Source organism: Pseudophaeobacter sp. (assembly GCF_048267565.1).
Lineage (GTDB): Bacteria > Pseudomonadota > Alphaproteobacteria > Rhodobacterales > Rhodobacteraceae > Pseudophaeobacter > Pseudophaeobacter profundi.
Map to the genome: position 1 here is coordinate 122945 of NZ_JBLWXG010000004.1, position 19412 is coordinate 142356.

16 protein-coding genes are annotated in these 19412 nt (G+C 60.8%); 5 read left to right on the top strand and 11 right to left on the bottom strand.

Going from position 1 to position 19412, the window contains the following annotated elements:
- Nucleotides 1–39: 39 nt before the first annotated feature.
- Nucleotides 40–1812: an ABC transporter ATP-binding protein gene (locus ACN0VH_RS11365; protein WP_278923438.1), complete on the bottom strand. Its 1773-nt coding sequence runs from the start codon at nt 1810–1812 to the stop codon at nt 40–42.
- 303 nt (nt 1813–2115) lie between these two features.
- Between ACN0VH_RS11365 and ACN0VH_RS11370 the strand changes: the two genes are divergently transcribed.
- The 3 genes from ACN0VH_RS11370 to ACN0VH_RS11380 all read left to right on the top strand — a co-directional run bounded on the left by ACN0VH_RS11370 (nt 2116) and on the right by ACN0VH_RS11380 (nt 4089).
- Complete coding sequence (locus ACN0VH_RS11370; protein ID WP_417700643.1) at nt 2116–2610, top strand: class I SAM-dependent methyltransferase; 495 nt, start codon at nt 2116–2118, stop codon at nt 2608–2610.
- Between the two features lie 101 nt (nt 2611–2711).
- Nucleotides 2712–3341, top strand: a complete 630-nt coding sequence (locus ACN0VH_RS11375; RefSeq protein ID WP_417700644.1) for a glutathione S-transferase family protein — start codon at nt 2712–2714, stop codon at nt 3339–3341.
- A gap of 82 nt (nt 3342–3423) precedes the next feature.
- Nucleotides 3424–4089 carry a TetR/AcrR family transcriptional regulator gene (locus tag ACN0VH_RS11380; RefSeq protein WP_278923435.1) on the top strand — a complete coding sequence of 222 codons (666 nt, stop codon included), beginning with the start codon at nt 3424–3426 and terminating at the stop codon, nt 4087–4089.
- An 86-nt stretch (nt 4090–4175) separates the two neighbouring features.
- On the opposite strand, the gene ACN0VH_RS11385 is transcribed toward ACN0VH_RS11380, so the two are convergent.
- Nucleotides 4176–7598 carry an indolepyruvate ferredoxin oxidoreductase family protein gene (locus tag ACN0VH_RS11385; RefSeq protein ID WP_417700645.1) on the bottom strand — a complete coding sequence of 1141 codons (3423 nt, stop codon included), beginning with the start codon at nt 7596–7598 and terminating at the stop codon, nt 4176–4178.
- A gap of 154 nt (nt 7599–7752) precedes the next feature.
- Here ACN0VH_RS11385 and ACN0VH_RS11390 point away from each other — a divergent pair, with 154 nt between their 5' ends.
- The gene (locus ACN0VH_RS11390; protein ID WP_417700646.1) at nt 7753–8214 is read left to right on the top strand and encodes an Lrp/AsnC family transcriptional regulator; all 462 of its coding nucleotides are present in this window, start codon (nt 7753–7755) and stop codon (nt 8212–8214) included.
- 57 nt (nt 8215–8271) lie between these two features.
- On the opposite strand, the gene ACN0VH_RS11395 is transcribed toward ACN0VH_RS11390, so the two are convergent.
- The gene (locus tag ACN0VH_RS11395) at nt 8272–8664 is read right to left on the bottom strand and encodes a DUF3307 domain-containing protein (RefSeq protein ID WP_278923432.1); all 393 of its coding nucleotides are present in this window, start codon (nt 8662–8664) and stop codon (nt 8272–8274) included.
- 150 nt (nt 8665–8814) lie between these two features.
- Here ACN0VH_RS11395 and ACN0VH_RS11400 point away from each other — a divergent pair, with 150 nt between their 5' ends.
- Nucleotides 8815–11865, top strand: coding sequence for an ABC transporter transmembrane domain-containing protein (locus ACN0VH_RS11400; protein WP_417700647.1), 3051 nt, complete (start codon nt 8815–8817; stop codon nt 11863–11865).
- A 121-nt stretch (nt 11866–11986) separates the two neighbouring features.
- Here the strand turns inward: ACN0VH_RS11400 and ACN0VH_RS11405 are convergent, their stop codons facing one another.
- The 8 genes from ACN0VH_RS11405 to pcaD form a co-directional block, all read right to left on the bottom strand.
- Nucleotides 11987–12319: an ArsR/SmtB family transcription factor gene (locus tag ACN0VH_RS11405; protein ID WP_417700783.1), complete on the bottom strand. Its 333-nt coding sequence runs from the start codon at nt 12317–12319 to the stop codon at nt 11987–11989.
- 167 nt (nt 12320–12486) lie between these two features.
- Nucleotides 12487–13719, bottom strand: coding sequence for a mandelate racemase/muconate lactonizing enzyme family protein (locus ACN0VH_RS11410; protein ID WP_417700648.1), 1233 nt, complete (start codon nt 13717–13719; stop codon nt 12487–12489).
- A complete protein-coding gene (locus ACN0VH_RS11415; protein ID WP_417700649.1) occupies nt 13716–14093 on the bottom strand; it encodes a hypothetical protein in 378 nt (125 codons plus the stop codon). Before ACN0VH_RS11415 ends, ACN0VH_RS11410 begins: the two co-directional genes overlap by 4 nt.
- A gap of 15 nt (nt 14094–14108) precedes the next feature.
- Nucleotides 14109–15209, bottom strand: coding sequence for a Zn-dependent alcohol dehydrogenase (locus tag ACN0VH_RS11420; RefSeq protein WP_278923428.1), 1101 nt, complete (start codon nt 15207–15209; stop codon nt 14109–14111).
- A 77-nt stretch (nt 15210–15286) separates the two neighbouring features.
- Nucleotides 15287–16486 (bottom strand): TCR/Tet family MFS transporter, encoded by a 1200-nt coding sequence (locus ACN0VH_RS11425; protein WP_278923427.1) that lies wholly within the window; start codon nt 16484–16486, stop codon nt 15287–15289.
- Between the two features lie 57 nt (nt 16487–16543).
- Nucleotides 16544–17881, bottom strand: a complete 1338-nt coding sequence (locus tag ACN0VH_RS11430; RefSeq protein ID WP_417700650.1) for a lyase family protein — start codon at nt 17879–17881, stop codon at nt 16544–16546.
- Entirely contained in the window at nt 17881–18591 is a 711-nt protein-coding gene (locus ACN0VH_RS11435; RefSeq protein WP_417700651.1) for an alpha/beta fold hydrolase, read from the bottom strand. The genes ACN0VH_RS11430 and ACN0VH_RS11435 overlap by 1 nt, the downstream gene beginning before the upstream one ends.
- Entirely contained in the window at nt 18584–19375 is a 792-nt protein-coding gene (pcaD, locus tag ACN0VH_RS11440; RefSeq protein ID WP_417700652.1) for a 3-oxoadipate enol-lactonase, read from the bottom strand. The genes ACN0VH_RS11435 and pcaD overlap by 8 nt, the downstream gene beginning before the upstream one ends.
- Nucleotides 19376–19412: the final 37 nt, after the last annotated feature.

Here is a 19412-nt window from a genome sequence, read left to right on the forward strand (position 1 = left end):
AAAGACCTGGCAAATTTACGGGCTTGGATGAGGCGTGGCTTAGACATGACAGCGTACCTTGTGTCCGGGCTCTAGCGGCACCAGCGGCGGTGCATCATAGCCTGCGAAGCGAAAATGTTCTGGCCAATTTTCCGGGCTACCAGCCCCCTGCGCCACCAGCTTGAGATCAATGGGGCGATGAATGTCAGGTTCGGGCTGCGCCGCAATCAGCGCCTTAGTATAGGGGTGTTGCGGGTTGTGGAACAGAGTTTCCGGGCTGGCCTGTTCGACCACCAGCCCACGGCGCATGACCGCCACTTCGTCGGCGATGCGCGCCACCACGGCAAGATCATGGCTGATAAACAGATATGAAAGCTGCTTCTGGTCGCGGATCCTTTCCAACAGGCGCAGGATCTGTTCCTGCACCGAAACATCCAGCGCCGAGGTGGGCTCGTCGCAGACCAGCAGCGAAGGATCCAGCATCAGGGCGCGGGCAATCGACAGGCGCTGGCGTTGGCCACCAGAAAACGCATGCGGATAGCGCTGCAGCATATCCCTTCCAAGGCCAACCATCTGCAGCATCTCGGCGGCCTTGTCGCGCTGTTCTGCCCGGCTGCCAATGCGGTGGATTTCCAGCGGTTCAACCATGGTATCAAAAATCCGCATCCTTGGGCTGAGCGAGGAATAGGGATCCTGAAACACCATCTGCGCCTCGCGCTGAAAGGCGGTGCGCGCGGTGCGGTCCATCTGGTGCACCTCAATCGGATCTGCGCCCTTGGTCGGCCGAAACAGCACCTGCCCGCCCTGATCAGGCGGCTCGGCGCCCAGGGCAATGCGCGCGGCGGTGGTCTTGCCCGATCCGCTCTCGCCGACAATCGCCAGCGTCTTGCCGCGCGGCAGATGCAGATCAATGCCGCAGCAGGCATAGATCAGGCTGGGGGCCTTCCAGCCCTTGCCTGCCCGCATGCTATAGGTCTTTGAAACCGCGTTCATTTCCAGGATCAGGTCGGTAGTGGGCTCTATCGGCTTGGGCGCGACATTGGCGGGGATTTGCGGCGCCGCCTTCATCAGCGCGCGGGTATAGGCATGGGCCGGGGTCGAAAGCAGCGGTTCGGCAGCGCCGGATTCCATCACCCGGCCCTTGTGCATCACCACCACCTGTTCCGCCATATTGGCAACCACGCCCAGGTCATGGGTGACCAGGATCATTGCCATGCCGGTATCGCGCTGCAATTCCTTCATCAGGCCCAGAACCTGCGCCTGTGTTGTCACATCCAGCGCCGTCGTTGGCTCATCCGCGATCAGCAGTTTGGGCTTGGCCACCATGGCCATGGCAATCATCGCCCGCTGCCGCATCCCACCGGACAGTTCAAACGGATAGGAACTATAGGTGCGTTCGGGATCGGGAAAGCCGACGCGGTCAAAACAGGCAAGCACCTCTTTCTTGGCGCTGGCCTCGCTTTTGCGGCCATGCAGCCAGAGCACCTCTGCCACCTGGTTGCCAATACGGTGCAGCGGCGACAAAGAGCGCATTGGTTCCTGAAAGATCATCGAAATCTGATTGCCGCGCAGATCCCGCATGGCGCGTTCCGGCAGGGTGACCAAATCAGTAGTGCCCGTACCATTGCGAAGGGTGATGCTGCCGCTGCGAATCTGGGCAACTTTGGGCAGAACGCGCAGCACCGCGCGGCAGCTCACGGTTTTTCCGGATCCGCTCTCGCCAACCAGCGCCAGGGTTTCGCCCTCGGCGACATCAAAATTGACGTCACGCACGACAGGGTCATCCTTGCCAAAGCCGATGGTAAGGTTTCTTACAGAAAGCAAAGGCACCATTCAGCGCCGCCTGCCGTGATGTGTTGTCCCTGTCATAACGGTCCCGTCTTGTTCGATTGTTTTTTGGCTTCACCATGGCGCGGTGGCGACGGTCTAGTCAAATCCCATTTGCCAAACAAAGGGGTTGCGGGTCGAAAACTGATCCAGCGGCACCCTAGGGACACAATATTGTCCTGTGCTGCCGGTGATCTTCGGCAAGTGCTACACATTTGTGCCAAGATCTGACAGGCAGGGTGGGTATGTGGCGGGCTGGAGTACCGCCAAGATCAGCCGGCACCATCAGCTGCCCAAAGGAGACCTGCCATGATCACCCGACTAGACCTTTTTATTGATCGCATGGTGTCGCAACGCGCCTGTCTGGATTTTGGCATCCGCGAGACGGCATCCCTTTCGGGGCCGGTGTTCGAACTGGGCCTGGGCAACGGGCGCACCTATCACCACATGAAGCACAATGTGACGGGGCGGGATCTGTACGTCTTTGAACGCGCTGTTGCCTCGCATCCTGACAGCACCCCGCCAGAAGATCGTGTCATCCTGGGCGATGTGCGCGAAACCCTGCCAGAGGCGTTGAAGCGGTTTGGCGCGACGGCCAGCCTCATTCACGCGGACCTGGGCGGCCATAACCGGGACAAAAACGATGCGTTCGCCCGGCTTATCTCACCTCTGGTCGAGCCGCTCTTGGCGGTGGGTGGTTTGATGGTTTCTTCGGACCGGATGTATTTTGACGCGCTGCGCGAAATGCCACTGCCTTCCGAAGCGGTCGCGGGGCGTTGCTTTATCTATCGTCGGGACGCCTAAAGCGTCGAGAGCGATGCCAAGAGCACGGTCGGACGTTTGGTTACGCTGGAGGTTTGCCCGCAAAGCCCTTTAGGCTGGCCTGCAACCAAGGAGGCCAGCTGATGATATTTTACGATTGTTCCACCGCGCCAAACCCACGCCGGGCACGGATGTTTCTGGCGGAAAAAGGCCTTGCGCCGGAAAGCCACGACATTTCTATCGCCAAGGGAGAGCAGCTGGGGGCGGCGTTTCTTGCGGTAAACCCGCGCGCCACCATCCCGGTGCTGGTGACGGATGCGGGTACGGTGCTGACCGAAAACCTTGGAATTGCCGCCTATCTGGAGGCCCATACCCCTGAACCGGCCCTGATGGGGCGCACCGCCGATGAAAAGGGCCTGGTGCTGATGTGGAATGCCATTGTCGAACAGCAAGGCGGCATGCCCATTGCCGAGACGCTGCGCAACACCCACCCCGCCTTTCAGGATCGCGCCATTCCCGGCCCCGACAACTATGCGCAGCTTCCCGAGTTGGCGACGCGTGGACAGGCGCGCACCCAGGCCTTTTTCGCCCTATTGGAAGAGCGCTTGAAGGAAAGCCCCTATCTGGCCGGTGACGATTTTACCCTGGCGGATATTTCCGCCTTTGTCTTTGTTGAATTCGCCCGCGTCATCAAGCAGCGCATTCCCGAAGAAAATAGCGCCAGCCTGGCCTGGCACGCGGCGATCAAGGCCCGTCCAAGCGCCCAGCTATAATGTGGGGGCGGTGACAAGGCTGGACAATTGAGGGAGGGATCCGCAGGATGCGGCTTCGCTCCGCAACAGGAAATCTCACCATATGCCGCCAAAGCCGCTTTTGCACCGCGATAACCCCAGCGCCGCGCCGCTTGTCGGCAATGTCAAAGTCACGCGGGATGACTGGCTGAATGTGGCGATGGATGTGCTGATCTCTGACGGGGTGGATCAGGTCAAGGTGCTGGCCCTGGCCGAGCGGATGAATGTGTCACGGTCTTCTTTCTATTGGTATTTCAAGTCACGCCAAGATCTGCTGGATGCGTTGCTGAAAACCTGGGAACAGACCAATACCGCCGCCATGGTATCACGCGCAGAGGCCCCGGCCGAGGCGATCACCGGCGCGGTCTTGAACGTGTTTCACTGCATCGCCAATCCGGCGCTGTTCAACACCGCGCTGGATTTTGCGGTGCGTGACTGGGCGCGCCGCTCGGGCAAGGTGCGCAGCCTGTTGGATCGTTCGGATGCCCGCCGGGTTGAGGCGCTGACCCAGATGTTTTTGCGGTATGGGTATGACGCACTTGAGGCGATGACCCGCGCCAAGGTGCTGTATTATATGCAGCTTGGCTATGACATGGCCGAACCCAATGAAAGCCATGCGCATCGGTTGGAAATGACGCCGCAGTATCTCAAGGTTTTTACCGGCTGCGAGCCAAGCGCGGCAGAACTGGAAGAATTCACCGCTTTCACCCTGCAATACTGGGACCTGTGACAGGAAAACGCGCTGGTGATCGGGGCAGATGAAAATGGCCCCACGTGGGGGCCATTTCCTATGATTACGCGCTGGTGTCTGTCTGATCAGAGCGTTTTCAGCAACTGCTCGGCGAGGGCGCGATGCTTGCGGGCGGCCTCCAGGCGGACAGGGCCATAGCCGCGGATTTCCATCGGCGCGGTCAGGATCGCCAGGCAGTCGTTGTGCTTTTTGCTGTCATACCCTGTGCTGACGCTGCGCAGGGCTGCCTCGTACCAGTCCAAAAGGCTGCGGTGCAGGCGGGCTTCCTCGTGATAGCCAAAGGGGTTGAACGAGGTGCCGCGCAGGCGCTTGGCCCGCGTCAGCAGGGACAGGGCAGGGCGCAACCAGGGACCAAAGCGCTTTTTGAGCGGCCGCCCACGGGCGTCTTTCTTGCGGGACAATAGCGGCGGTGCCATGTGGTAGTTGACGCTGTAGTCGCCTTCGAATTCCTCGGCCAGCTGATCGCTGAAGCCAGTGCTGGTCATCAGGCGGGCGACTTCATATTCATCCTTGTAGGCCATCAGTTTGAACAAAGACCGCGCCGCCGCCTCCGTCAGCTCATCGGCGCTGCCCTTGGGCAGCTGGCCGCGGAACTCTTCCAGGGTATTTGTGTAGCGGTTGGCATAGTCGGCATCTTGATAGCCGGCAAGAAAGACTGCGCGCCGCTCGATGATTTGCTCCAGGCTTTCCTCGGCTTCGGGCGTTTCGGCATAGTAGCGCGAGACCAGATCTGGATCGACGGCCATGGCGCGACCGATGGTCAGGGCCAGGCGGTTTTTTTCAATCGCGACGCCGTTCAGTTCAATCGCCTGGTCCAGCGCCGTGGCGCTGACGGGGACCAGACCCTTTTGCCAGGCAAAGCCCAGCATCATCACATTCGCCAGCACTGCATCCCCCAGCAGAGTTTCAGCGGCTTCATTGGCGTTGAAACCTGACAGGTTTTCCGGACCAACGGCGGTGGCGATTTCCTTTTCGCGCAGGCCTGCCATCAGATCGGCATCGCGGTGCAGGACCAGATCACCGGTGGGCATTTCGGCGCGGTTCAGCACGATACGGGTGCCGGCGCGATAATGGGCCGAGGCCTTGGGCGCGGAGCTGACCACCACATCGCAGCCAATCACCGCATCCGCCGCCGCATGATCAATCCGCACCTGGTTCAGGTTGTCTGGGCTGTCGGACAGGCGAATATAGCTGAGAACAGTGCCAAATTTCTGCGCAAAGCCCGTGAAATCCAGCACGCTGGCCCCTTTGCCCTCAAGATGGGCCGCCATTGTGATCAGGGCGCCGACCGTCACAACCCCGGTGCCGCCAACGCCGGTGACCAGCAGGTCAAAGGGCTTGTCGAGTGCTGGCAGTTCAGGCTGGGGCAGTTTTGCCGCCAGCGCGCCCCGGTCCAGCCCGGCAGGCTGTTTCTTGCGCCGCGCGCCACCTTCAACGGTGACAAAGCTGGGGCAGAATCCGTTCAGGCAAGAGAAATCCTTGTTGCAGCTGGACAGGTTGATCTTGCGCTTGCGGCCAAAGGCGGTTTCCTTGGGTTCGACACTTAGGCAGTTGCTTTCAATGGAACAGTCGCCGCAGCCTTCGCAAACGAGATCATTGATAAAGGCAAATTTCTTGGGGTCTTCCATGGTGCCGCGCTTGCGGCGGCGGCGTTTTTCCGTGGCGCAGGTCTGCTCGTAAATCAGGATCGACACGCCCTTGATCTCGCGCAGCTCGCGCTGGACGTGATCCATATCGGCGCGGTCGTGGAAGGTGGTGCCGCTGGGGAAATCGCTGCGGTTGAATTTGTCGATATCGTCAGACAGCAGGGCGATACGCTGCACCCCTTCGGCGCGGCAGGTCTGGGCGATACCCAACACGCTGACCGGCCCATCAACGGGCTGGCCGCCAGTCATGGCAACCGCGTCGTTATACAGGATCTTATAGGTTATATTGGTATGCGCCGCGACTGCCTGGCGAATGGCGAGCGAGCCAGAGTGATACCAGGTGCCTTCGCCGAGGTTCTGGAAGATATGCTTGCCGCCATTGTACTGCGAGGCCGCCGTCCAGGTGATGCCTTCGCCGCCCATCTGCGCATAGCCTGATGTTTCGCGGTCCATCCAGCTGGCCATCACATGGCAGCCAATACCGGATTTGGCCTCGCTGCCCTCGGGCAGTTTGGTCGAGGTGTTATGCGGGCAGCCGGAACAGAAATAGGGCGTGCGATTGGCGCCGGGCACATTGATCAGCTTGGGTGGCTCGGCCAGCAGCGCGGAGGCCTTGGCGGGCAGGTCTTCGCCGGGAAAAAACTTATCAAGACGCGCCGCCACGATCGGGGCCAGCATCAGCGGGCTTAGCTCTCCGGTCCAGGGGATCAGCGGTTCGCCCGCGCTGTCGTATTTGCCAACCATCTTTTTGGGTTTGTCGCCGGGCCAATCGTAGAAATATTCCTTGAACTGGCTTTCGATGATGCCGCGCTTTTCCTCGACAACCAGCACTTCTTCCTTGCCGCGCATGAAGCGCAGGGCCTCTGGGCGGGCCAGGGGCCAGACCATGCCAACCTTGTAGATGTCGATGCCCAGGCGACGGCAGGCCGCCTTGTCCAGGCCAAGCAGGCGCAGGGCTTCCATCAGGTCCAGATGGCCCTTGCCAGTGGTAACAAAGCCGAATTTCGCGTTGTCGTCGTCATAGATGCGCCGATCAATCGGGTTGGCCTCGGCAAAGGTGCGTACCGCTTTGATCTTGGCGCGAATGCGGGTCTCGATCTCGGGCGAGGGCAGGTCGGCACGACGAATGTGCAGCCCGCCGGGATAGTCGGGCAGCTCTGGGTAGGTGAAATCACGATCCGGCTGCAATTCAACCGACCGCGCGCTTTCCACCGTTTCCGATACCGCCTTAAAGCCAACCCAGGTGCCGGAATAGCGCGACAGGGCAAAGCCATATTCGCCGTAGGTCAGGAATTCAGAGATATCCGCCGGGTTCAGCACCGGCATGAACCACGACATGAACGCCACATCCGATTGATGCGGCATAGAGGAGCTGACGCAGCCGTGGTCATCACCTGCGACCACCAACACGCCGCCCTTCGCGGAAGACCCATAGGCATTGCCGTGCTTCAGTGCATCACCAGAACGATCCACGCCGGGGCCCTTGCCGTACCAGAGCGAAAACACGCCTTCGACTTCGCAGTGGGGATCCAGGACAGCCTGCTGCGCGCCCAATACCGCAGTGGCGCCCAGGTCTTCGTTGACGGCAGGCATAAAGGTGATGCGGTTATCTTCCATCCGCTGGCGCGACCGCCAAAACTCCAGATCCACCGCGCCAAGCGGCGATCCGCGATAGCCAGAGACAAACCCAGCCGTGTTCAGCCCCGCCGTTTTATCGCGCCGCGCCTGATCCAGCATCACCCGCGCCAGAGCCTGGGTTCCGGTCAGAAACACGCGCCCCTCGTTCCGGGCGTAGCGGTCATCAAGTTTATAACTGCGAAAGTCATGGCTCAGCTTGGTCATTCTGGCGGTCCTTGCGGGGCTGGGATGAAATATGGCGGTTTGGCTGACAGAATATTTCGACCTTTCTGGATAACGGTGCCTGATTTCTTGTATATGGTCTTTTTTTTGGATATCTGTACCGGAATATTGGACTTATTCGGAGTTTTTATTCGATATGCAGGTTTTGGACGCGCGCGACGGGCAGATATTGCGCCTTTTGCAGGAAGATTCCCGGATCTCGAATGCAGATCTGGCCGAAAAGGTCGGCATGTCGGCCTCGGCCCTGTGGCGCCGGGTGCGAACGTTGGAAGAAACCGGCGTAATCGAACGCTATGGCGCCGTGGTCAACGCGCCTGCCATGGGGCTGAGGTTTCACGCCATCGTGCATGTACATCTGACCCGCCATGACCCGGAAAAATTAGCTGAATTCATCCGCGCTGTCGAGCTGAGCCCCCTGGTGCAGGAGTGCTATGCCACCACCGGCCAGTCGGATTATCACCTGCGGGTGCTGGCGCCGGATCTGGAGGCCTACAACCGCTTTTTGGAAGACTTCCTGTTTCGGCTACCTGCGGTGGCCAGCGCCCAAACGAACGTGGTGCTGCGCACCATCAAACGTGATTGCCCGGTGGTGCCATAACATCCTGATGTTGGCTTACGCCCTGCGGTGGTGGGACGGAGCAGGCAGCCTTGGCGGTTACCAGAAGGTACACTTTACCCAGATGGCCGCCATGGCAAGATAGGTAAGTTGATGCAAAAACTGATCGGTGCCCATGGCGCGCCAGAACATCGCCTGCTGTGGGGTCAGATCCTTCTTTTCGGAATAGTGCGCTTTGCCGTAGTCGATGTGGAAATGCACCACCCATTCCGCCAGGCAAATCAGCAGGATAAAGCCGACATTGGCCCCCATCAGCACAAAAACCGCAATTGATCCAAGCGTATGAACCCCGGCATGTTGGGCGCGGCCAGTATGCAGATAGGTATCGCGACCAGAGAGCATCTTGGGGGTTTGCAGAAAGAAATCCGCAAAAAGATGTTTGATCTGCAACAGGCAGAGCAAGGTCAATACTGATCCGACAAGTCCTGGCAATGCGATCCCCTGTGATGAACAACTTAAGTGAAACCATACGGGTTTTTGGCGGGCTGGCAAATACTGCTTATCACGGTTGGGGTTATGCGAAGGTGAACTAGATCACAGCGCCATCCGGCCATTGCCTGTCAGGGGTAATCCGCGCTAGTCATGAAAGATCCCTTTTGTTGCAGCCAGAGTTGGAGCTGTCCCATAGAACGTTCCCTGTTCCGCTTTATCTGGAAATATTCCAAACGTGATCAAGTGCTTTTACTGGCGGTCACCACTTGTCTTTTTCCACTGCTCTACCTGACGCTGGAACTGCCAAAGCGGATCATCAATGACGCGATTGGTGCCCAAAGCGATAGTATTGATCTTTTGGGATACGATATCGCGCAGCTGAATTATCTGTGGATCCTGTGCGGCGCATTCCTGATCTCGGTGCTGGTGCACGGACTGTTGAAGATGCGGATCAACACCATGAAGGGGGTGCTGGCCGAACGGATGCTGCGCCGCTTTCGCTATTCTCTGATCGCCCGCGTGCTGCGCTTTCCGCAGCCCTATTTCGAAAGGGTGAGCCAGGGGGAACTGGTTTCGATGATCACCTCTGAGAGCGAGCCGATGGGCGGGCTGATGGGCGATGCGGTCAGTCAGCCAGTCTTGCAGGCCGGGCAGATGGCGACCATTCTGTTTTTCCTGTTCAGCCAAAGTCTCTGGTTTGGCTTGGCGGCGGTGGCACTGATCCCCTTGCAGGGCTGGCTGATCCCGATGCTGCAGCGTCAGATCAACCTGTTGAACAAGACCCGGATCCATCAGGTGCGCGCCCTGGCCTCTGAAATCGGTGAAAGCGCTGCAGGGGCGGCGACCCTGCGCATCAATGGCGGCTGGCGCTATCGGATGGCGGCGATCACGGATCGGCTGGGGCATCTGTATGATATCCGCTTCCAGATCTACCAGAAAAAGTTTTTCATGAAGTTTCTCAATAACTTCATTACCAATCTGACGCCCTTTTTCTTTTATGCGATTGGCGGCTATCTGGTGCTGCAGGGGAAGGTCTCTCTTGGGGCTTTGGTGGCGGCCCTGGCGGCCTATAAGGATCTTGCGTCGCCCTGGAAAGAACTGCTGACCTATTACAACCAGACCCAGGATATGTCCCTGCGTTGGGATGTGATACTGGAACGGTTTGCCCCGCCGGGCATGGTGCGCGAAGAGCTGATGATCGGCGAACCGGAAGAGCAGATCCGGCTGCGCGGCGATATCGTGCTGGATGCGGTCAATGTGCGTGATGCTGATGGCAACCTGGTGCTGGAGGATCTGAATGCCTGCCTGCCTGGGGGCAAGGTTATCGGCATTGCTGCCCCGTCGGAAGAAGACCGGCGGGCGCTGGCCCAGTTGCTGACCCGTGAAGTGCTGCCCTCGGCGGGCAAGGTGACGATTGCAGATGTGGATTTGCGCTCGATCCATCAGGCGGTTCTGGCGCTGCGGGTTGGCCATGTGACCTCGCGTCCGGTGCTGTTTCAGGGCTCTTTTGGCGACAACGTGATGATGCCCATGCGCTCTCGCCCACAGGGGGAACCGCGCGATGTGCAGCGTTATCGCGCCGCGCAGCAGGCAGGGAACAGCGCCGATCCCTTTGACGCGCCCTGGCTTGATCCGGGCCTGGCGGGCTTTTCTTCGGCGCATGACCTGCGCGATTGGTGGGTGCAGTTGCTGGCGGGGATAGGCACCGATAGCGCCTTGTTTCGCCGCGGTATGGAGCAACATTTTGACCCCAAGCTGCACCCGAGGCTGGCGCAGTGTCTGATTGACCTGCGTCCCAAGGTGCGTGCCGCGCTCAAAGAGGCGGGGCTGACAAGCCAGGTCCATGCGCTGGCACCAGACAGGTATAATTCGGCGCTGCCGGTGGCGGAAAACCTGCTCTATGCCACCCTCCGAGAGCCGATCTCGGAAGAGCTCTTGCAGCGGCATGTTGAATTTCTCGACCGGCTGCAGGCGCTGAAACTGGTGGATGACCTGGTGGCGCTGACTGAAGATGTCGTGGACATCCTGCGCCAGATCTTTGGCATGGACGGCACCGATCATCCGCTGTTTCGCAAGCTGGGGCTGGATGTTAGGGCCTACGAACGGGCCTCGGCGCTGGTGGATACAACCCGCGCCAACGGGGGCGGTGCGCTGGGCCATCAAGAACTGGCACAGCTGATGATTGTCCCTTTCAGTATCTCGGCAGAGCAGATCGGCCCGGCCTTCAGTGATGATATGAAGGCGCGCATTCTGGAGTTTCGCGAAAACCACGCGGATGATCTGATGGGCAGCCTGTCGGATGTCGTTGTACGGCTGGACGAGGAGGCATTCGCGCCGGGCCTGACGGTCCTGGAAAATGCGCTCTTTGGGAAAATCTCTGACAGTTCCGGCGCGCGCGGCGATGATGTCCGCCGTCTGGTAGCGCAGGTCCTGGTAGAGAATGGCGGCCGGGACATGGTGGTAGAGCTGATCTTTGACCTGCCGGTCGCAATTGGCGGTCAGGGGCTGCCCGCCAGCTATGCAGAGCCACTGGCCTTTGCGCGGGCGACAATCAAGCGGCCTGATATCCTGCTATTGGATGGGGCCCTGAGCAGCTATGATAATGAGACCCGGATTGCGGTTCACAAAAACCTGCGCGAGTTGTTGCCGGATACGACGCTGATCTATCTTGAGGTCGGCTTTGAGAATGTGGATGTCTTTGATGTCCATTTCGAGTTGCGGCAGGGCAGGTTGGTCAGCGATGAGGCGCAGCAGGAAAGCGTAGAAGACAGCGCCGCCAGCCAGGATCTGGCGCGCAAGCTGCGTGCGCTGGAACAGACAGAGCTGTTTTCCGGGCTGAACCGTCGACAGCTGCGGCTGCTTGCCTTTGGCGCGCGCTGGTATTCCGCCGAGGCAGGCGACACGGTCTTCCACAAGGACGATGTGGCCAGCGATGGTGTCTACATGATCATCGACGGCAAGGCGGGGCTGTTTCTGCCACAAGAGGGCAAGGCCGATCATCTGGTGACCTCGGTCGGGCCAGGGCATCTGGTGGGCGAACTGGGGCTGATCCGCAAGGAACCCCGCGCCCTGAGCATGGTGGCAGAGACAGAGCTGACCTGCCTGCGGATCGGCGAGGAAGAGTTCCTGTCGGTGGTGGAGAACGACGCCAATACAGCCTTCAAGCTGTTGCAGGTGGTGTCTGGCTACGTGAGCCACTAGCGCATCTGAAACATGCGAAAGCAAATGAACGCGACAGGTCTTGGTGCACGCAGCCGCAGAGTACTGGACAGACCACCGGGTTGTGCAACAGGCTGTTTGCTGTGGGTCGGGTGCGGCGCAGCTAGTCGGGGCTGCAGAACTGGCGATGCAGCAGCGCGATGATTTCTTCGGTGTGTTGGTTCTTCAGCGCGTAGTAGATGGTCTTTCCCTCGCGCCGTGTCTGCACCAGACCTTCGTCGCGCAGCCGCGCCAGCATCTGGCTGACTGCCGCCTGCCGCATGCTCAGCAGGGTTCCCAGTGCGCCAACGGATTTTTCGCCGGTGCCCAGGTGGCACAGGATCATCAGGCGGCCTTCATGGGCCAGGGTTTTCAGAAAGGCAGCGGCCTCGGCTGCGCGGTCGGCCATGTCGTCGGGGGCCATGGCGGGCAGGCCTGCCAGGGTTTCCTCCGGCATGGGGGACGCAGCGGTTTCACGGGGGGCGGCTGGTGTCTGAAGGGGCACGTATTCTAGATCCTGCGGTGGCTGGTGGCCCCATATTGCCCGATTTGACCGGGATAAGTCACCCCCTGCAAAACCTTCTTGCCAGATGGGCGGCGCAGGGGGCAAGGCGCTCCGCCAGGTTAGGCGTCCAGTGGTGGTGCCCCCCCGGCAAAACTGTTCCCGCCTTGGTAGTCGCAGGGGGCCTCTTGCATGTTGAGATGCAGATCGTCGCCGCCAAAGGGATGGGCGCGGGCCAGGGCTTCGTCTACTTCGATGCCCAGGCCGGCGGTCAGCGGCGGGGTGATAAAGCCATTCTCGACCCGGATGCTGCCTTTGATCAGGGCGTCATGGAACGGGGTCTCGATGCATTCGGCCATCAGGATATTGGGGATCGAGGCGGCCAGCTGGATATTGGCGGCCCATTCCACCGGACCGGCATAAAGATGCGGTGCCATCTGGGCGTTGAAGACCTCTGCCAGGGCGGCGACCTTCTTCATCTCCCAGATCCCGCCGGCACGCCCCAGCGCCGGCTGCAGGATCTCGGCGGCACCGCTGCGCAGCACGGCTGCAAATTCGCTTTTGGTGGTCATCCGCTCGCCGGTAGCGATGGGTATACGCAGGTTGCGGGCAACGCGGGCCATGTCTTCGATATTGTCCGGCGGCGTCGGCTCTTCAAACCAGAGTGGAGAATAGGGCTCTAGCGCCTGCCCCAGTCGTATCGCACCAGCGGTGTTGAATTGACCATGGGTGCCAAACAGCAGATCCGCCTTGTCACCGATAGCACCGCGAATGGCTTTGCAAAAGGCAACCGATAGCGCAATATCTTGCATCGCGGGCATGTGGCCTCCGCGCATGGTGTAGGGGCCGGCCGGGTCGAACTTGATGGCGGTATAGCCCTGGCGCACCATTTCGGCGGCGGATTCCGCGGCCAGATCGGGGGCGGTCCAGAATGCGTTCATGTCGTGGTGCGGCAGCGGGTAGAGGTAAGTATAGGCGCGGATCTTGTCGTTCATCCGGCCGCCGATCAGCGCATGCACCGGGCGGTCGCGATCCTTGCCCAGGATATCCCAGCAGGCGATCTCTAGTCCGGAAAAGGCACCCATGACTGTCAGGTCGGGGCGCTGTGTAAAGCCCGAGGAGTAAACCCGGCGGAACATCAGCTCGATGTTTTCCGGGTTTTCCCCTGCCATGTGCCGTTCAAATACATCGCGGATTACGGGTTTCATCGCTTCGGGACCGATCGTGGAGGCATAGCATTCCCCCCAGCCGGTGATGCCACTGTCGGTGGTCAGCTTGATCAGGATCCAGTACCGCCCGCCCCAGCCGGGGGCAGGCGGGGCTGTGACGATGATGTCGAGATCTTGTAGCTTCATGTGCCAGGCCTCTCTGCGGTGTCGTCAAAAAGGTCCAGCTCGGCATTGATCGCAGCGATGACGGGGGCCGAGCTGAAAAAGGATAGGTCCGGAGCGTCGAAATCATCCATGAAGACCTGAATTTCGAGCACCGCGGCACGTTGATCGAAATCGCCATCAATGCGCCAACGCCGGGTTTGGCCCAGGTCCAGGTCAGGCAGGGCGTCTGTGATTGTGGCTGCAAAATCGCGCGGCAGCTCAAATCGGGGCGAGCCCGCCAGCCGTGCCAGAAAGGGGCCGATATCCCTGGCCTCAAAATTCATCGAGGTTTCAGCGGTGATGGGCGGCGTCGGGGCGGGCTTGGGTTTGAACAGCTCGGTCAGAAATTGCAGCACCGGAAAGGCTCCGTCTTAGTCGGTTCGGTCAAACACAATCACATTGCGTCTGGCGCTGCCAGTCTTTGTATCGGCGATGGCCTCGTTGATTTGATCCAGCCGCCAGCGCCCCGAAATCAGTTCGTCCAGTTTCAGCCGTCCCTGCTGGTAGAGGTCAACCATCCAGGGAATATCCCGCTGGATGACCACATCGCCCATTTTGGACCCGATAAGACCATGCCCGACCGCTGCCATGATGACGGGTTCGTATTCTGCCTTTGCGCCAGAATGGGGCATGCCAATGATTACGGCCTTGCCACCATAGCCGAGATAGCGCAGCGCCTGTTCATAGGCGGGAATGGCCCCCACAGTGACCAACACCACATCGGCCCCCTTGCCGCCAAGCGCCTTGAAGGCGGCTTTCCAGGGGGATTTCAGGCTGCCGAGCACGCCATCGGTGGCGCCGAATTCCTTGGCGATTTCCAGTTTCTCTTCGGTCATATCAACTGCCACGATGCGCCGTGCCCCGGCAATGCGCGCGCCTTGAATGGCGTTCAGGCCGACACCGCCCGCGCCAATCACAACCACATCTTGTCCGGCGCGCAGCCCGGCAGCATTGACCGCAGCCCCCACCCCGGTGATCACCCCGCAAGAAATCAACGAGGCCGCCTCTTTGTTCAGGTCATCGGGGATCTTCACGATTTGGCGTTGATCTACCACCACCTTTTCGGCAAAGGCACCACAGGTCATCGCCTGCATCAAGGGGCCGCCATCAGCGGTCTGCAGGGGGCCGTCCTTGATGGGATCATAGGGCGTTTGGCAAAGCGTTGGTTTGCCGCCTGCGCAATTCGGGCAGCTGCCGCAAGAGTGGATCAGGGTGACCACAACGCTGTCGCCTTCGCGAAAACCGCTGACCCCATCACCCAGGGCAGTGATTACTCCGGCGGCTTCGTGGCCATAGACCGCAGGCAGAAACCCGCCCCAGGCGCCTTCGGCCCAGGAAATATCGCTATGGCAGATCGCGACCGCATCCAGGGTGACTTCGACCTCGCCCATACGTGGCGCGGCCAGTTGAATATCTTCGATGACCAAGGGTTCCCCATGGCTATGGCAGACGGCGGCTTTGATGGTTTTCATCGTGTTCTCCCTGTTTGGGGTAGGGTGGCGCGCTGTCTCTGGTGTCGCAAGATGGAAACCACGAACAGCCTGAAGTTTTACGTCACGGAAGACCGGCTGCGCACAAAAAATGCAGCACCGATCAGCATCAGCAACAACGCCAGTAAAAAGGGCGCGCCCGGCAGGTAATACCCGCTGTTCCTATCTGAAAACGCGGCAAAGGTGGCGGTCATCATCAGCGGTGAGATAATCATCGACAGCGCATGTGCCGCAGTCATAACGCCCTGCAGCTCTCCTTGTTGGTTGTCAGCAACGGCACGCGACATCAGCCCTTGCAGGGCCGGTTGAACGACGGCGCCAAGGGCCGAGATCGGAATCAGCGCCAGCGCCAGCCCGCCACTGCTGATCACCGCCAGGATGCCAAAGGCAAAAAAATCAAAGATCTGCCCCCAGATCACCGTTCGCCGTTCGCCGAGGCGGCGCACCATGTAGCGCAGTAAGCCGCCTTGAACCAAGGCCATGCAGATCCCGTAGGTCGCAAGCGAGACCCCAATCATTTGCGGCTGCCAGCCAAAGCGTTCTGCGGTAAAATACGACCAGACCGCCGGGTAGACATAGATCGCAACGGAATAAAGAAAATACACCCAGAGCAAGCCGCTGATGCCGGGAATGCGGCCCATTGCGCGAAAGGCCCCAAGCGGATTGGCACGGCGCCAGTCAAAGGCGCGGCGGGTTTCATCAGTGACAGTTTCACGCATGACAAACCAGCCCAGGGTAAAGTTAAGCCCCGCCAGCAGCGCCGCCGCATAAAAGGGCGCGCGGGTGCCCAGCTCTCCGAGCAGGCCGCCCATCAAAGGCCCCAGCACGAAGCCAATGCCAAAGGCGGCCCCCAGCAGGCCAAAGTTTGCGGCCTTTTCAGTGGGTTTGGAAATATCCGCGATATAGGCGCCGGCCGTGGCATGGGTGGCGGCGGTTATGCCGCCCACCAGCCGTCCCAACAGCAGCAGCCATAGCGATCCGGCCAGCGCCATTACCAGATAGTCCAGCGCCATGATGAAAAGCGAAATCAGCAGAACGGGGCGGCGCCCATAGGCATCCGACAGCGCGCCCAGCACCGGGCTGAACAGGAACTGCATCACTGCGAATGTGGTGGCCAGGACCCCGCCCCAGATCGCCGCATCTGCCAGGCTGCCGCCCTGCACCTCTTGCAGCAGGCTGGGCATGATCGGCATGATCAGCCCCACGCCTATGGCGTCGATCATCACGGTGATCAGCACAAAGAACAAAGGCAGGCGCATCAAAATGGTCTTTGCTGGCAAGGGCTGGGCGTGGAACGGCGCCAGCGGTCTATCATGTCAATCGGTGGGTAGCTCCGCAACCTTGCGGGCAAAGTGCCGGGCCTCGGCCGGGGCTGCGCCAAGCTGCGCTGCCGGATCAAACAACGTGGCAACATCCAGCTGAGGCTGGTCGCGGGCAACCAGGTCCCGCAGTGGCTGTCCGGTGTCCTGGGCCTCGCGACACAGGGTTTTCACCAGGGCCTGTGCCTCGGGCCGGGGCATGTCGCGGGCCAGGGCAAAGCTCAGCGCTTCGGCGTGGATCATGTCCAGCCCGCTCGCCAGCGCAGCTTCCATGGCCGAGGCACGCGGGGTGATCCCGGCGCAGAGGTCGCGACCACTGCGCGCAGCACTGGCACAGCCCAGAACGATCTGCGGCAAGCAGAGCCATTCGCTGAACCAGGCGGCTCCGTCGCGTTGGTGCTGCTGCAAGGCGCTGCCGTGCAGGATCGACAACAACCCGCTGCCTTGCCGTGCCAGCGCCACCAGCGCCGAGGCGGCAACGGGGTTCTGCTTTTGCGGCATGGTGGACGAGGCCCCGGCATCCCCGAGGGTGATCTCGCCAATGCCTGTCTGGACCAGGGCGATACAGTCCTCGCCCAGTTTTCCCAGCGCCAGATTGACCCGCACCATCCAATCCATCAGCCGGAGCAGGGCTGTGCGGTCGCTGTGCCAGCTGCGCTCGGGGTCGTGTAGTCCCAGGGCCTTGGCCATCTCGGCGCGGATTTCGGCAGCCTTGGGGCCGAGTGCCCCAGAGGTGCCTGCAGCACCGGAAAGCGATATCAGCAGGCAGTCGCGGCGCAGGGTGTCCAACTCGCCAACCAGCGCCAGAAGGGGGGCGCCCCAGGCGGCGACCACCGCCCCAAAGCTGGTTGGGGTCGCATGTTGACCATAGGTGCGCGCGGGCATCGGCAGCTCGGCATGGGTTTCGGCCAGCCTGGCCAAGGCGAAAAGCGCCAGCTTCAGGTCATCTTCGATCAGGGCCAGCGCCTGGCGCAGGCGCAGCATCAGGGCGCTGTCCATGATATCCTGCGAGGTCGCGCCCCAATGCACATATTGCGCGTGCTCCGGCGCGTTCATCTCGGCGCGAAAGGCGGCGATCAATCCGGGCACCGGCACGCCGTTCTGGCCAGTGGGTTTGCGCAGGGTGCCGGGATCCAGTGCCACCTCCATCACGGCGCGGCCAATGGCGGCGGCGCTGTCTTGCGGGATCACCCCGGCGGCCCCCTGCGCCCGGGCCAATGCGCCTTCGACCAGCAGCATGGCGCGTGCTTCGGCGGTGTCGGTGAACAGGCGCCCTACATCGCCCGAGGTAAATAGGTCGCCATAGATCTGGCTGTCAAAAACGGAACCCGCCATCAGAAGTCCTTTGCGATATGCCCGATCAGATCAGCAAGCCCCTCAGGGTTGGCAAAAAAGGGCGAATGAGAGTTTGGCATCTCGTATACACTGCCGCGTGGCCAGTCCGCCACCATCTGTGCCTGATATTCCGGCGGAATCGTCTGATCCTTCGTGCAGCGGATATAGGCCTTGGGGAGGGCCTGCCAGTTGTCCCCCAGCACCAGTGGCGTGTCCTGCGGCAAGATCGGCTGCGGGCAGAGATGGCTTAGCGCGTAATCCACCGCCTCTTGCGGGCAATCGTGGTAGAACAGGCGCGGGGCCGCAGCTGGTTCAATGGTATAGCTGGCGCCATCGGCAGATTTGATCGCGGCGGATCCGATGGTCTGGCGTGGCCCGGCCTTGCGCATATCGATCAGCGACTGGCCCGAAACAGGCACATAGGCGCAGAGATAGATCAACCCGCGCAGCGCCTTGGGGACGATGTCGGCGGCGGCGGAAATGGGATAGCCGGCCCAGGAATGGCCCAGAACAACGGTTTCAGGGGTGGCGGCGGCCAGGATCGCCTCGGCGGTTTCCTGTAGGGTGACGGTGGCGGGATCACGGGCATCCCCATGACCGGGCAGATCAATGGCGCGGGCAGTATGGCCACGCGCAGCCAGCGCCGGGATCACATCGCGCCAGCACCAGGCACCATGGCAAGAGCCATGGATCAGTAGAAAATCAGTCACAGTGGCCGACCTCTTGCAGGAATTGGGTCAGGCGTGCCGCGTATTCGTCGGGTTGTTCAACGCAGGGGATATGGCCTGCGCGGCGGATCAGGTGGAACTGGCTGCCGGGAATCAGATCGACGGTTTCGCGTACCAGATCGGGCGGAGTAGAGCTGTCTTCTGATCCGGCAATGCCCAGACAGGGCAGGCGCAGCCCGCTGGTAGGGGTGTAAAAATCAGTGCCAGAAATGGCCGTGCAGCAGCCGATGTATCCGGCGCGCGACTGTTGCACCAGCATATTGCGCCACAGTTGCAATTCTGGCTTGGCGCGAAAATCGCGGGCAAACCAGCGCTCCATCACGCTGTCGGCCAGTGCTTCGATGCCGTGGTCGGTGACCGCCTGGATCCGATCCTGCCACATCTGGGCGGTGCCAATCTTGGCCGCAGTGTTGGACAGCACCAGGGCGCGCACCATGTCCAGCCGCTTGACCGCCAGCCCCTGACCAATCATGCCGCCGATCGACAGGCCGACAAAGACGCAGTCGCGCACCGATAGCAGATCCAGCAGCCGTTCCGCATCGCGCACCAGCGCCCCCATCGAATAGGGCGCATCTGGACAAGAGGACAACCCATGGCCGCGCTTGTCATAGCGGATTACCTTCAACCCGGCGGGCAGGCGATCCACCACCTGATCCCAGACCCGCAGATCGGTGCCAAGCGAATTGGCAAAGACAATGGGCGCGCCCTCTGGGTCGCCATCAATGCGGTAGTGAAGCTGGACATCGCCAAGATCTGCGATCTGCATGGTGTGTTCTCCGATAACTCTTGCAGGCTATCTAGAA

What these genes read in the sequence shown, in the direction of transcription:
- ACN0VH_RS11365 (WP_278923438.1), bottom strand. Translation starts at nt 1,812, where the DNA reads ATGGTGCCTTTGCTTTCTGTAAGAAACCTTACCATCGGCTTTGGCAAG.
- ACN0VH_RS11370 (WP_417700643.1), top strand. Translation starts at nt 2,116, where the DNA reads ATGATCACCCGACTAGACCTTTTTATTGATCGCATGGTGTCGCAACGC.
- ACN0VH_RS11375 (WP_417700644.1), top strand. Translation starts at nt 2,712, where the DNA reads ATGATATTTTACGATTGTTCCACCGCGCCAAACCCACGCCGGGCACGG.
- ACN0VH_RS11380 (WP_278923435.1), top strand. Translation starts at nt 3,424, where the DNA reads ATGCCGCCAAAGCCGCTTTTGCACCGCGATAACCCCAGCGCCGCGCCG.
- ACN0VH_RS11385 (WP_417700645.1), bottom strand. Translation starts at nt 7,598, where the DNA reads ATGACCAAGCTGAGCCATGACTTTCGCAGTTATAAACTTGATGACCGC.
- ACN0VH_RS11390 (WP_417700646.1), top strand. Translation starts at nt 7,753, where the DNA reads ATGCAGGTTTTGGACGCGCGCGACGGGCAGATATTGCGCCTTTTGCAG.
- ACN0VH_RS11400 (WP_417700647.1), top strand. Translation starts at nt 8,815, where the DNA reads ATGAAAGATCCCTTTTGTTGCAGCCAGAGTTGGAGCTGTCCCATAGAA.
- ACN0VH_RS11405 (WP_417700783.1), bottom strand. Translation starts at nt 12,319, where the DNA reads ATGCCGGAGGAAACCCTGGCAGGCCTGCCCGCCATGGCCCCCGACGAC.
- ACN0VH_RS11410 (WP_417700648.1), bottom strand. Translation starts at nt 13,719, where the DNA reads ATGAAGCTACAAGATCTCGACATCATCGTCACAGCCCCGCCTGCCCCC.
- ACN0VH_RS11420 (WP_278923428.1), bottom strand. Translation starts at nt 15,209, where the DNA reads ATGAAAACCATCAAAGCCGCCGTCTGCCATAGCCATGGGGAACCCTTG.
- ACN0VH_RS11425 (WP_278923427.1), bottom strand. Translation starts at nt 16,486, where the DNA reads ATGCGCCTGCCTTTGTTCTTTGTGCTGATCACCGTGATGATCGACGCC.
- ACN0VH_RS11430 (WP_417700650.1), bottom strand. Translation starts at nt 17,881, where the DNA reads ATGGCGGGTTCCGTTTTTGACAGCCAGATCTATGGCGACCTATTTACC.
- pcaD (WP_417700652.1), bottom strand. Translation starts at nt 19,375, where the DNA reads ATGCAGATCGCAGATCTTGGCGATGTCCAGCTTCACTACCGCATTGAT.